This is a genomic window from Deinococcus phoenicis, assembly GCF_000599865.1.
Taxonomy (GTDB): Bacteria; Deinococcota; Deinococci; order Deinococcales; family Deinococcaceae; genus Deinococcus; species Deinococcus phoenicis.
The window spans coordinates 40065-53235 of record NZ_JHAC01000017.1; the positions used below are offsets into that span (position 1 = coordinate 40065).

Here is a 13171-nt window from a genome sequence, read left to right on the forward strand (position 1 = left end):
TGTGAATCAGCACCACGGGGCGTTCGCTTTTACAGGAGCAGTCTTGTTTACAGCGTCCTCCCTCAGCCCTTGACCGCCCCCGCCGTCAGGCCGGAAACGATGTTGCGCTGGAACACCAGCACCAGGATGATCAGCGGAATGGTCACGATCACGCTGGCGGCCATGATCTGCCCGAAGGGGTTCTCGTACTGCGAGGCCCCGGTGAAGTTAGCGATGGCGACCGGCACCGTCTTGGCGGTGTTGTCCGAGGTAAAGGTCAGCGCGAAGAGGTACTCGTTCCAGGCGTTGATAAAGGCCAGCAGCCCGGTCGTGACCAGCGCGGGCGTCATCACCGGCAGCAGCACCTGAAAGAGCGTCTGGAGGGGCGAGGCCCCGTCCACGTAGGCCGCTTCCTCCAGCTCGGTGGGAATCTCGCGCACAAAGGCCGTCAGTGTCCAGACCGTGAAAGGCAGCGTGAAGATCATGTACGAGAGGATCAGGCCGCCCCAGGTGTTGTAGAGGTTGAAGGACTGAATCATGGTGTACAGCCCCGACAGCACCGCGATCTGCGGGAAGACGCTGACCGCCAGGATGACGTACATCAGGATGCTCTTGCCCTGGAAGCGGAACTTGCCCAGCGCGTAGGCGGCCAGCAGCGACAGCAGCAGGCTGAGCAGCACCGTGCCGGTGGCCACGGCCACGCTGTTGAAGAGGTTGCGCCCGAACGGCTGCCCGGCGAACACGTCGCGGAAGTTCTGCCAGGTGGCGTGGGTGGGGAACCATTGCAGCGCTTCGCTCGACATGCGTGACGGGCCGGTGAAGCTGGTTTTCAGTGCCCAGTAGAAGGGAAACAGCACGTAGAAAAGGACGATGGCGACGACCACCCAGAACAGGATCAGCGTGACGGCGCGAACGGTGGGATTCTTGGAGTTCATCGGTACGCCCCTTGCTAGTCGAACTTCACGCGCAGGCTGGTCACGTAGATGGCGGTGAACACCATGATGATCAAAAAGATCAGCACGCTGATGGCGCTGCCGAACCCGAACTGCGAGTTCAGGATCATCTCCTGCCGGGCATAGATGCTCATGGTGATGGTCTCGGGCGCGTTCCCCTTCACGATGAACGGCATATCGAAGACCCGCAGCGCGTCCAGCGTGCGGAAGATCAGCGCGACCAGCAGCGCGGGCGTCAGCAGCGGCAGCGTGAGCCGCCAGAACTGCGTCCAGGGGGCCGCGCCGTCCACGTCGGCGGCCTCGTACATGTCGCTGGGAATGGTCTGGAGGCCCGCCAGCAGCAGCAGCGCCATGAAGGGCGTCGTCTTCCACACGTCCACCGCGATCAGGGCGGCCAGCGCCGTGTCGGGGTTACTCAGGAACGACTCGCCGGTCTGAAGCAGGCCCAGTTTCTGCCCCCACTGCGAGATGATCCCGAAGGAATCGTTGTACATCCAGTTCCACATCTGCGCGCTGACCACCGTGGGGATCGCCCAGGGCACCAGAATCGCGGTGCGGAGGAGGCCCTTACCCCTGATCTTGGAATTGATGATCAGCGCGAAGGCCAGGCCCAGCACGGTTTCCAGGACCACGCTGCCCAGGGTGAACTTGACCGTGTTCCACACCGACTGCCACCACTCGGGAATCTGGAGGACGCCCAGCCCCACGCCCTCGGGGGTGGTGAACCAGTAGTTGCCCAGGCCGATCCACTTTGGCGCGGCGTCCTGCAAGATGTTGTACTCGGTAAAGGAGAGATAGATGGTCCGCAGGAGCGGATACCCGGCGACGGCGGCCAGCACCAGCAGCATGGGCACCAGCAGCAGCAGCGCGATGCGGGTGCGGCTGGCCTGGAGGCCGCGCGTGCGCCGGGCGGCAGGCCGGGTCGAGGTGGGAGTGGTGGTCATGCGGGGGCCTCCGGGAAGGGGGAGAGCTAAAAGAAGTGCCCCACGACTGGGGGCACTCCGGGGAAGCGGGCGCAGCAAGCCCCGCGTTTACCAGCCGCGTCCCTTGATACGCGAGAGCTGGCCTTCGAGCGTCTTGAGGGCCGGGCCAGGGGCCGTCTTCTTGGTCAGCACGTTGTACACGGCGGTACTGAAGGCGTCACTGACCTGGTTGTACTTGCTGCCCGTGACCGTGGCCGGGCGCGCGACCGCGTTGGTGAACACGTCGTACAGGCTGCCGAAGAAGGGGACCGCCTTCAGCACTGCCGGGTCCTTGTAGAGCGTGGCGATGGTGGGGTTGTAGCTGGCCTCGATCGCGCGGCGCTTCTGCTCCTGCAGGCTGGTCATGTACTGCACCAGCGAGGCGGCCTCCTTGGGGTTCTTGCTGTAGGCGTTCACGGCGAGTTGCCAGCCGCCCAGCGTCGCGGCGGGCTTGCCGCCGGGGCCGGCGGGCAGCGCGGCCACGCCGATCTTGCCCTTGACGGCGCTGCCTTCCTCCTGACCCGCCGCATAGGCATAGGGCCAGTTGCGCATGAAGGCCGAGTTCCCGGCCTGCCACACGTTGCGCGCTTCTTCCTCGCCGTAGGTGGTCACGGCGCTGGGGGAAATGGTGCCCACCAGACCCTGGATGGTGCGCAGCGCCGCCACGGCCTTGTCGTTGTTCACGGTGATCTTGCCGCTGGGGTCCACGATGGAGCCGCCGCCGAAGGAGCTGATCCACTCCAGCGCGTCGCAGGTCAGGCCCTCGTAGTTCTTGCCCTGGAACACGTAGCCCACGAACTTGGGATTGGTCTTGCGCTCGCCCGCCTGGATCTTCTGGGCCATGGTGGCCAGCTCGTTCCAGGTCTTGGGCGCGGCCGTGTAGCCGTACTTCTTCAGCAGGTCGGTGCGGTAGTACAGCACGCCCGCGTCGGTGAAGAAGGGCATCCCGACCAGCTTGCCGCCAATGGTGTTGTTCTGCACGATGGCGGGGAAGTGGCGGCTCACGTCGGCCTGCGGAATGTACTTCTTGAGGTCGAGGAGGTGCTGGCCGATCAGGCCCGGCCACACCACGTCGATCATGTACACGTCCACGTCGCCCGACTTCGCGCCGAGCTGCTGCTGGTACAGCGCGAGGCGCTGGTCGGTTTCCTTGGGCACCTGAAGCAGCTTGACCGTGTTGCCGGTCTGCTTGGCCCAGGCGTTGGCCCCCTTCTGGCACTCGTCGTAGCCCGAACCCACACTGTCACAGGCGAAGGTGAGGGTCACGGCCCCGCTGTGGCTGGCGGCGGCAAAGGCGGCGGTCAGGCTGACAATGGCGATGGCTTTCTTCATGCATCCCCCTAGGTGGTCCGCAGCGGTCCGGCCCGGCCGACTCGCGGAAGCGGTTCCACCACAAGCTAAAAATGGTAAGTGCAGGCTACACCCCGCCCCGGAGGCTGTCAATCTGTTCACAGATGGGGCTGGGAGCGGCCAGCGACCTGCACGGCCTTTTCTGGTGCGCCGCCGGGCAGGGTGGGGGAACTCAGGCGGGAATCCGGGAGCATGACCGGTGCCGGACTTGCCTGCCCCGGAACGGCGTGATCCGGCCGGATGATTTAGCGCAGTTCATACGCGGCATCCCGCGTCCCCGTCCCCCGCTTCACCAGATGTCCTTCCAGCACCAGGCGGCGCAGGACCCGCCACGCCTGCTGGGTGTTCAGGCCGCAGGCTTCCCGCAATTCGCGGTTGCGCACCCGGCCCCGCTCGCGGGCGAGGGCCAGCGCCACCGCCCGCACCTCGGCCGGGGTCGGGCCACTGGGGTCGGGGCTGGCCCGGGGGGCGCGGGGAAGGCGCGCGGGCGGGTCCGGGACCGGCAGGCTGGCGACCGGCGGGGGAAACGCGGCCGGGCCGGGGCCGGGGAGCACCCCGGTGTCCTGTCCCAGCGCCCGCCGCACCTCCTGCGCGAGCGTGTAGGCGATGCCGCGGCCCACGCCCGAGCGGGCGATCAAGCCGTGGTCCTCCATGCCGCGCAGCAGCCGGGGCGTGCGGTCCTCGGGGAGTTGCAGGGCGCGGGCGAGGTGTGCGCGGGTGGCTTCCCCCTCGCGGGCCAGCAGCGAGAGGACGATCAGCATGTCCAGCGAGAGGGTCTGCATCTCTTCTTGCTTGCGGGCCACGAAGCGCACGAAGTCGGCATCGAAGCCCGGCGAGTGCAGCGCGAGGGTCACGGCGTCCGGGTAGGTGGTGTATTCGGGCGGTTCCTTGCCGTGGCGCAGCATCAGGCCGTACATCTTGTCCACGCCCACGCCCGCGCGCTCCACCAGACCCAGCCGCGCCAGCACCTCCGCCAGCAGCGGATTGCGGCGCTTGGGCTGATGCCGCAGGATGTTCCCCGGCGTGATGCCGCCCGGCAGCCCGCCCGGATTCATGATCTCCAGCCGGTCGGGGTAGTGGTGGACATGCACGGCGTCACGCAAGGTGTAGTCGCGGTGCGTCAGGGCATTGAGCAGCGCCTCGCGGTATACCACCTCGTCCTGGTCCCAGACCTCGATGCGAAAGAGGCCCACCTGCACGGGCGTGAAGCGGTTGCGCGCCTGAATCAGCTCGGCCAGCCGGGTCAGCAGCGCGGGGATGGGCCGCAGCAGGTCCTCCCGGAACTGGAATTCCACGTCGGGTGTGGCGTGGTGGTAGAAGCAGACTTCCGCCTGGGGCACGTGTGCCCGTAGCGCCGCCGGGGTCCCGGCCAGCAGGATGCCCGCCAGCGTGGGCCGCAGCGCGCCATTCGCAGGCAGCAGCAGGCCCAGTTCACGCAGAAAATCCAGGTCCGGCAGGTGGCTCATGCCGCCCCGGTGTCCCAGCCCGCGCAGCCGCGCCACCTCGTGGGGGTCAAGGTCGGCCAGCGAGGCGTCGGGCGGCACGACGGCCGTGTAGTCCTGCTGCGGGACCGGGTCACTCTCGGCGGGGGCGACGGGGACGAGGTGCGCGCCGTCCCAGGCCAGCACCGCCCCGTCGGGTGCGGCCAGCACGTAGGGGGCCTGCGGCACGAAGACGGCCAGCACCTTGGCCCCGCCCGGCTGGCGATGGTGCTGCACGTTCACGGTCAGCCGTCCGCCCGACAGCTCGAAAATCGCGTGCGTGACCATCAGGGGATGCAGTTCGCCCGCGTCGCGCTCGCCGGTGCCCAAAGCTCTGGGGGCGTCCGCGCCCACCAGCACCGTGCCCCCGCGCGCGTTGGCCAGGCCCACCGCATACCGCGCCAGTTCCTGCGGCGTCACGTCCAGCGGCAGATGCACGCACGCCGGCCCCGGCGGGGGCAGCACGCCCAGGGGAGAAATCGCGTTGGCAGAATCCGGCGTCACGAGGGGGCAGTATACGCGGGGAGGGCCGGGCCAGCGGCTCAGGCCCAACGGGAGAGGCGGCCCTCCGTAGTAGGAAGGCCGCCCCGAACAGAGGAGGAGGAGATCAGCGGTCGGTGGTGCCCCCGGGGGCCGCGTCGGCGGGGGCGCTGCTGTCGTTCGCCCCACCTGCGGCACCGCTCGCCGCCTTATCGGTGCTGCCCGGTTCACTGCTGCCCGGTGTGGCCGCTGCCCCGGTTGCCGGCGTCTTGGGGGCCTGGGCGGCCACGCGCTTTTCCTGCGCCGTCAGCACCTTCTGGAGGTTGTTGACCGGCTTCAGGGCGGCCACTTCCTTCGCCAGGTAAGCCTGCCCGGCCTGCCCGCGCTTCTGGGCCAGCACCTGCTCGCGGATCTGGTCGCGGACCTCGGCGAGGGGCTGCACGGAGGCGCGCTTCAGGTCCGTCACGTAGGCGACCGAGTACCGCTTGCCGACCTGCACCACGTCGCTGAGGCTGCCTTCCCCGGCGGGGCGCAGGTCCTTGGCGGTGAAGACGGCGGCGTCCAGCTCGGGGCTGAGCGTGCCGGGAGCCTCGGGGGTGCCCGGCTTGACCTCGCCGCGCTCGCTGACGGTGCCGCCCGCCTTGCCTGCCGCCGCCGCGAAGTCGCCCTGTCCGTTCCAGCTCTGGCGGAAAGCCAGGGCCTTGTTCTTGTCCGCGAAGCTGGCCTCGCTGACCGTGGCGCTGGCAGGCGTCTCGAACGCCTTGGGATTCTGGAGGTAGAACTTCTGGATATCGGCGTCGGTCACCTGCACGTCCCGGGAGCCGTAGGCGGCCAGGGCCGAGGCGAGTTCCTGGCGGGTGCCGGTCAGGGCCAGCTTCTTCGCCTGCACGATCTTGGGTGCGGCGTAGCTCTGGATCAGGCCCTCGACCACCTGCGGCTTGAGGATGCTGTTCACGAGCTGCGCCACCTGCTCGGCGGGCACTTGCCCCAGCAGACTGGTGAACTGCTGGTTGGGCGCGATCTGGCCGATCACGTCCGAGTAGGGGATGTTCTGCCCGCCGACGCTGGCGACCACCGGGTTCTCGGTCTTCCAGTTGGGGTCGATGGGTTCGATCTTGGCGGTGCGCTCCAGGTCCGTCACCCACTGTTCGAGGGCGGCGTCCTTCTTCTGCTTGTCGACGGCCGTCACGGCGTCCGCGCGGGCTTCCGCGAAGGGCTTCGTGGCGGCGGGCAGGTACTTCTCGACCTTCACGATGTAGAACTTGCCGCCGCTAGAGATCACGTCCGTCACGCCACCCTGCGTCAGGGCGAAGGCGGCCGCGCCGACCTCGCTGGGCAGGGCCACCTGAGCGACCGCGCGCGGGCTGCCGTTCTCGACGGGGCCGAGCGCACCGCCCCGGTCCTTGAACTCGGTGCTGTTCTGGCTGGCGAGCTGCGCGAAGTCCGCGCCGCCCTTCACCTGGGCAAGCAGGCTCCTGGCCTTGGCCTCGTCCGCGACCACGATCTCGCGGCCCACGATGCGCGCGTCCGACTGGAACAGTTGCGGGTTCAGGTCGTAGTACAGCCGCGCCTCGGCGTCGGTGGCGGGTTGGACGGCTTTCTGGAGTTCCTCGACCTTGCGGTTCACGGCGAGCTGGTCGCGCGTCTGCTGGCGGAAGGACGCGTCGGTCAGGCCCGCACCTTGCAGCGCGTCCGTCCAGGCCTTGTTGTCGGTGAGGTTGTTCGCCTCGCGGACCTTTTTCACCTCGGCGTTCACGTCCGCGCGGCTCACGTCGATGTCCTTGGCCGCCTGCGTCAGCAGGACCTGCCGGGCCTTCTGCGCGACCACCAGCGTCTTGAAATCGTCCGCCAGGACGCCCGACTCGACGCTGCTCAGGACCGGGACACTGCGGCGCAGCGCTTCGAGTTCCTCGGCGGTCACGGTCTGGCCGTTGACCTTGAGGGCGGGCGTGCCTTTTTGCTGGCCGCGAAACAGCGAGCCGACATTGGGCGTGAACTGGTAGGCCATGCCGACCACCAGCAGCAGTGCGAGAACGCCCAGCAGGACGTTCACGACTTTCTTGTTCTTCACTTGATCTCCTCCCGGGTGCGTGCTACGTTACCTGAGCTTTGCGCTCGTAGCTCAGGTGGATAGAGCGTTGGCCTCCGGAGCCAAAGGCCACAGGTTCGAGTCCTGTCGAGCGCGCCACACACACCAGTAGGACAGGCAGTCAAGACGCCACCCAGCCGGGTGGTGTTTTTTCTGTCTGTCCCTTCCTGTCGGAAGTGGGCGTGGGGGGCCGGCTCTGGAGACGCACGCGGGCGATTCTAGCACGCTCCCTGAAGGGCGCATGAAGCCCGAAACGTCGGCCAGGGCGGCATTTTTTGCGGCCTTCTCATGGCCCGGCCTGCGGCCCCCAGCCGAAGTGGCCCCGGCCCTGTACCCTGATGGACATGAACCTGCTTTCCCTCCTGGAGCGCCTGCCCGGCAGTTACGCGGGGCCGACCCAGCCCGAACCCGGTCCCCACGGCCTGATCGGCGTGGGCGAGGGCACCCTGGCCGCCCACCTCGCCGCCACGGTGCTGCCCGGCACGCTGGTTCGCAGCGGCACACAGTTCGTGGTGTCGAGCGCCGACGCGGCCCAGGCCGCCCGCGACTATGCCGATCTGGCGGAGGTGGCGGGCGCGGCGGTGCGGCGCGTCAGCACCGGCGGCAGCGTGGCCGACGTGGACGTGCTGGTGCCCGGCGGCGTAACCACCACCTATCACGCCGCGCAGTACCTCGCCTACGCGAGCGGCCACGCTGACCAGGCCCAGGACGCCGAACGCCTGCTGGCCGACCTGCGGGACCGCTGCGCGCCGCAGATCGGGGAAGGCAATCCCGCCCGCGACCTCGCCTGGACGCTGTGGGGCCGCACGCCCCTGCTGCTGGCCGCCGAGGGGGCCGAGGCCCTGCCGCATGCCTGGCAGGCGCTGCTGGCGCGCATCGGCAAGACGCTCGCGGTGCCGCTGCTGGGTGATCCCCTGGTGATCGTGACCGGGGCCTTCGAGGCGCAGCACGAGAAGGGCGACGCCAAGGTGGCCTTGCTGCTGGGCGACACCGACCCGGTGCTGGGGGTCGTGCGCGAGGTGCTCGAATCGCGGATCGACGAGGTGCTGCACGTGCCCTACCCGGAGGGCGTCAATCCCGAACAGCCCGGCGGATACGCCGCCCAGCTCTCTCTGTGGTACTTCGGGGCCTGGGTGGCCGCCTACCTCGCCGAACGCTACGGCCTGGAAGTGGGCGACCCGCCCATGCTGGCCCGTGCCCAGGCGGTCCTGGCGGGCGACGCCGACCCCGAAGCCCTCACGGCTCCCGAAGGTGACGAGGACGTGCGCCGCACCGACCTCGTCCGCGACTGGGCCGACGACGCCTCAGACGAGGTGGACGGGCCGGACTACGACGAGGATCTGGACGAGGACGACCCCGGGGACCGCTGAGATTGGGGCAGGCAGCGGGGCGGGGGAGACCTCCTCGCTCAGCCCTGGCCGGCTCCCGCCTCCCGGAAGGGCGGCCCTTCCCGGTCTGTCCAGGCTGCACCCCGCACCAGCGCCTCAAGGTCGTGGGCCTCCCGGATAATGGCCGTCAGGGCAGCCTCGGAATGCACCGAGTCCAGATATTGCCGGCTCAGGCGCGCCCCCGCCTGCGCGTACCGGGACCCTTCTGGAATCCGGCTCAGCGCCTCGGCCACTTCCCGCCGGGCCTGACAGCGCAGATCGAAGAGGTCGAGGAGCGTGTGCTCGGCGGAGGTCGACATGCCGGCATGATGGGCCGGACGACCTGACGAGCGCCTGACAGCACGCCGAAGCCCAAAACAAGGTGAAGGTTGAACGGTCAGATGGGCCACTGATGAAAGCAGCTGGCCTGCCGGGCCGCCTTTGCTCTCCCCAGCCGGCTCTCCTCAGTCGTCTGCGGCCGTCAGGTCCCGCGTCTGTGTCTGCCCCTCTTCCAGGCCGAGCAGATGCCGCACGGCGGCGTTCCATCCGGCGTCGTCCAGCACGCGGTACAGGTGTGCCCACTGCCAGCGGCGGTAGGCGTCGGCGGCCGCTTCCAGCCCCGCCCCGCCCGCGTCGGTGAGGGGATTGCTGGGCGGGGGGCTGAGGTGGTGGCGCGAGAGGGTGCCTTCCAGTTCCGCCAGGGTCTTGGGACCGAAAGCGAAGGCCACCCGGCCCTCCGCGAGCCAGCGGGCCAGATCGGCCTCGGCGGGCAGGGTGTACAGGATCAGTTCCCCGCCGGGGTGGGGCGCGCCGGAGGTGGTCAGGGTCAGGCCCGGGACCTGATCGCGGAGATAGGCGGCGACCGGCCCGTCGGCGTAGGCGCTCGCCCCGGCGCGCAGGTGGCTCATCGCCTCCCTGGGGTCCAGGCGGGGCAGGGGTGGGGCGTCGGTCCAGGGCGAGTCCAGCCCCAGCCGGGTGGGGGCACGCAGGGCCTGGCCATGCAGTTCCAGCCGCGTCTGGCCGCGCCACTCGCTGCTGACGAGCTGGGTGGCGAGGTCGCGCTCGCCGGGCGTGGCGTCCCGTTCGCCGTGTTTGATGCCGCGCAGTGCCCCGATCTGGAATTGCAGGCTGTCGCCGCGTTTGCCGACCAGCCGGGTGCCGGTCAGGGCCTCACGCACATGCCAGAGAGGGGGCGTGTGCCCGGTTCCGTACGGCTCGAAGGCGGCCGCTTCCGTCACCAGATCGAGCGTCGCGCCGAGGATGGGCAGCGGCGCGTCGAGGCGGTGCGTCGGGACCGGACGCGGAAACTGCCGCGCGTAGGCGTGCAGCCGCTCGCGCAGCGCGGGCACGTTCCCTTCCTCGACGGCGAAGCCCGCCGCGCCGGGGTGCCCGCCGTAGCGTTTCAGCAGGTCGTGGCTGTAGCGCAGGCCCTCCACCGCGCTGATGCCGGGCGTACTCCGCACCGACCCCTTGCCCTGCGCGACGATATACACGGGCCGGTGGTAGGCCTCGACCAGCTTGCTCGCCACGATGCCCATCACGCCCGCGTGCCAGTCCGCCTTCGTCACCACGATGGCCGGGTCCCCGGGGTCGGCCAGGGCCAGCGCCTCCTCGTACATCCGGTCTTGCAGCACGCGCCGTTCCTGGTTGCGCGATTCGAGGTAGGTGGCGAGGGTGCGGGCCTCGTGGTCGCTGGAGGTGGTCAGCAGCGTCAGCGCCAGATCAGCCTCGCCCAGTCGTCCGGCGGCGTTGATCAGCGGCGCGAGCAAAAAGGCCACGTCGCGGGCCGAGGGCCGCGCCACCTTCTTCGCGCCCAGCAGGGCACGCACGCCGGGCAGCGGCGAGTCGGGCAGGGCGTCCAGCCCCGCCCGCACCAGCGCCCGGTTCTCCCCGATCAGCGGGGCCACGTCGGCAATCGTGCCCAGCGTCGCCAGGGCCGCCAGTTCACGGGGGGCGGGCAGGCCCAGTTCCTCCCGCACGGCCCACAGCAGGTGATACGCGACCCCCGCCCCGGTGAGGTTGTGCAACTCCGGGTCGTAACCGGTGGTCAGGTGCGGGTGGACGACCAGGGTGCCTGGGTAGTCGGGGCCGGGCGCGTGGTGATCGGTCACGATGACCTCCACGCCGCGCGCCATCAGCGCCCCCACCTCCTCCAGATTGGTCACGCCACAGTCCACCGTCACCAGCAGGTCGCAGGCGGCGGCATGTTCCTCCAGCCGGTCGGGGTGCAGGCCGTACCCCTCGTTCAGCCGGTGGGGGATGAAGCCGTGGACCTCCGCCCCCGCCTCCCGCAGCCCCAGGACCAGGGTGGCGGTGGCGCTCACGCCGTCCGCGTCGTAATCGCCGTGGATACGGATGCGCTTGCCCGCCCGCACCGCCCGCACGAGGCGCCGCGCCGCCTCCCGTAGCGCCGGATTGGGCGTGAGGGTCAGGGGAGGATCGAGGTGCGCCGGAGTCAACCCGCGCCCATACAGCACCTGCGCCAGCGGCGGCGACACCCGCCAGGCCCGCATACTCTCCAGCAGCGCCTCGCGGCTGGCCGGCGGCGCGAGCAACCAGCGCGCGTCCGGGAGGGTGAAGCTGGACTTGTTCATGCCTTCTCCAGAGGGGTGGGGGCCAGCGCGTCTGCCTCGGGGAGCGGCGCGGGCAGCGTGCCCAGCCGGGCCTGGAGGGCCGCAGTCAGGCGGCCTTCGAGGGCGGCCCGTTCGCGCACGGCCCGGCGGCGGCGCTGGCCGGCCCGCCACAGCGGGGGCAGCAGCAGCAGGCCAGCATACGCGGCCCCCAGCCCCATGAACAGCGCGACCGCCCAGCCCATCGGCAGGCTCAGTTCCCCCCGGCCGAGGGGCAGCGGCAGCCGGACCAGTGTGGGATTTTCCAGCGCGACCAGCAGCAGGTAGGCCCCCAGCGTCAGCAGGAGAAGCACCTGAATGAACTGCACGAGTCGCATGGGCACAGTCTAGCGCCCACCTTGCGGCAGGAACGCGGAAAACCGGCGACAAAAAAAGAAGACCCCGTGACGGGGCCTTCCGGAAGAGGGACTTGGGGTTAGAAGAAGAACTTCAGACCGGCCTTGACGGAGGGCGCGAAGCCCTTGTCGGCCGTGCCCGTGGTGTTCAGCGCGCCGGTGCCCTTGTTGCTCAGGTAGTAGCGGCCGTTGCCTTCCACGAACGCGGAGATGCTGTTGGTGATCTGGAAGTCCACGCCGACGAGCGCGTTGACGTAGGTGTCGGTCGTGTTGCTGGTGGCGGTGCGGCTGGTGCTGCTGGTCAGGCCCAGGCCCACGCCGGCGTAGGGCTGGATGTTGGTGCCGGTGTTCAGGTGGTACATGGCGTTCACGTCCGCCGAGATGGCGTTGCGGCCGGGCTTGTACTCGGCGGCGACGCGCGCACCGATGGGGCCGACGATCTGCGTGCTGCCGATCATGCCGCCGAAGCTGGTGCAGAAGTTCACGGCGCGGCCGCTGGAGGCGTTGGGCAGGTAGCAGGCACCGCTGCTGGCGCTGGCGCTCACGCCGGCGTACAGGTTGCCGCGCGTGGCCACGGGGGCGGGGGTGGTGTCACCGATCACCACGGTGGTGGAGGGCGTCTCGGTGGTGACGGTGCCGGTCGTGGTGGTGTCCACGGGGGCGGGGGTGACAGCGGCAGCACCCGCGGGGCCGGCAGGACCCTGGGGGCCGGCGGGGCCGGCAGGACCCTGGGGGCCAGCCGGGATGTTCTGCACGGCGGCTTCCAGCGCGTCGACACGGGCCGTCAGGGCGGTCACGTCGGTGTTGGCGCTCCCGGTGCCCAGGGCGGTGATGCGCTCTTCCAGGGCGGTGATGCGGGCCTGCTGCTCGGCGCTCAGGCGCTCCAGGTCGGTGACGCGGGTGCTGATGGCGGCCAGCTCGGTGCTGACTTCCTGCATGCCGCGCGTGATGGTCGCCAGGTCCGTCTGGGACAGGCTGCCGTTGCTCAGCGCGCCGGTCTGGAGCAGGCGGTAGAAGATCAGGGCGGCCTGGTAGCGGGTCAGGTTCTCGTTGCCGCGGAAGGTGCCGTCGGGGAAGCCCTGGATCAGGCCACGCTGCGTGATGACGTCCACGGCGTCCTTGGCCCAGTGGCCGGCGGGCACGTCACTGAAGGTCGTGACCTGGCTGGTCACAGCCGGGGTGGCCGTCGTGGTGGCGGGGGTCATGGGCGTGGCGGGTGCTGCGGTCTGCGCGCTGGCAGCGCCGAGGCTGAGGGCCAGGGTAGACGCGATAATCAGGGACTTGTGCATGAGGTTCTCCTTTTTCGCACAGGCACGGCTCGCCGCCCTGGTGCATGGTCACACCGTAGGCAGCCGACGTGAGTGCGCTGTGAATCGTGACGAGAGAACGTTATCCGGGACAGTGGGTTTTTTCTCAAGCTGACGACACTCCCCTGGAAATAAGAATGAGATGAGAACCGGTTGTCACTTGATGTGGTGACCGTTGTTCGTTTGGGTCGCCGAATCGCAGTTCCTCGTGAGAAAGATGCCCATTCCTTCATTCTTC

At 69.4% G+C, this 13171-nt stretch carries 10 protein-coding genes and 1 tRNA gene; 2 read left to right on the forward strand and 9 right to left on the reverse strand.

Annotated features, from left to right (window positions below; all coding sequences use genetic code 11):
- Positions 1–62: 62 nt before the first annotated feature.
- The 5 genes from DEIPH_RS05325 to DEIPH_RS05345 all read right to left on the reverse strand — a co-directional run bounded on the left by DEIPH_RS05325 (position 63) and on the right by DEIPH_RS05345 (position 7276).
- Complete coding sequence (locus DEIPH_RS05325; RefSeq protein WP_034355037.1) at positions 63–914, reverse strand: carbohydrate ABC transporter permease; 852 nt, start codon at positions 912–914, stop codon at positions 63–65.
- A gap of 14 nt (positions 915–928) precedes the next feature.
- A complete protein-coding gene (locus DEIPH_RS05330) occupies positions 929–1876 on the reverse strand; it encodes a carbohydrate ABC transporter permease (protein ID WP_034355039.1) in 948 nt (315 codons plus the stop codon).
- A gap of 87 nt (positions 1877–1963) precedes the next feature.
- Positions 1964–3226 (reverse strand): ABC transporter substrate-binding protein, encoded by a 1263-nt coding sequence (locus DEIPH_RS05335; protein WP_034355042.1) that lies wholly within the window; start codon positions 3224–3226, stop codon positions 1964–1966.
- Positions 3227–3489: 263 nt separating this feature from the next.
- Positions 3490–5229 carry an ATP-binding protein gene (locus DEIPH_RS05340; RefSeq protein WP_034355045.1) on the reverse strand — a complete coding sequence of 580 codons (1740 nt, stop codon included), beginning with the start codon at positions 5227–5229 and terminating at the stop codon, positions 3490–3492.
- Between the two features lie 103 nt (positions 5230–5332).
- Positions 5333–7276, reverse strand: coding sequence for a peptidylprolyl isomerase (locus DEIPH_RS05345; protein WP_034355048.1), 1944 nt, complete (start codon positions 7274–7276; stop codon positions 5333–5335).
- A 40-nt stretch (positions 7277–7316) separates the two neighbouring features.
- On the opposite strand from DEIPH_RS05345, the gene DEIPH_RS05350 reads away from it, so the two are divergent.
- Positions 7317–7393 (forward strand) — tRNA-Arg (locus DEIPH_RS05350).
- Positions 7394–7638: 245 nt separating this feature from the next.
- Positions 7639–8664: an SIS domain-containing protein gene (locus DEIPH_RS05355; protein ID WP_034355403.1), complete on the forward strand. Its 1026-nt coding sequence runs from the start codon at positions 7639–7641 to the stop codon at positions 8662–8664.
- 38 nt (positions 8665–8702) lie between these two features.
- On the opposite strand, the gene DEIPH_RS19695 is transcribed toward DEIPH_RS05355, so the two are convergent.
- The 4 genes from DEIPH_RS19695 to DEIPH_RS05375 form a co-directional block, all read right to left on the reverse strand.
- Positions 8703–8981 carry a hypothetical protein gene (locus DEIPH_RS19695; protein ID WP_034355052.1) on the reverse strand — a complete coding sequence of 93 codons (279 nt, stop codon included), beginning with the start codon at positions 8979–8981 and terminating at the stop codon, positions 8703–8705.
- Between the two features lie 144 nt (positions 8982–9125).
- The gene (locus DEIPH_RS05365; RefSeq protein WP_034355055.1) at positions 9126–11255 is read right to left on the reverse strand and encodes a single-stranded-DNA-specific exonuclease RecJ; all 2130 of its coding nucleotides are present in this window, start codon (positions 11253–11255) and stop codon (positions 9126–9128) included.
- Positions 11252–11608, reverse strand: coding sequence for a lipopolysaccharide assembly protein LapA domain-containing protein (locus DEIPH_RS05370; RefSeq protein WP_034355058.1), 357 nt, complete (start codon positions 11606–11608; stop codon positions 11252–11254). Before DEIPH_RS05370 ends, DEIPH_RS05365 begins: the two co-directional genes overlap by 4 nt.
- A gap of 98 nt (positions 11609–11706) precedes the next feature.
- On the reverse strand, positions 11707–12915 hold the full coding sequence (locus DEIPH_RS05375; RefSeq protein WP_034355061.1) for an S-layer homology domain-containing protein: 1209 nt from the start codon (positions 12913–12915) through the stop codon (positions 11707–11709).
- Positions 12916–13171 lie beyond the last annotated feature (256 nt).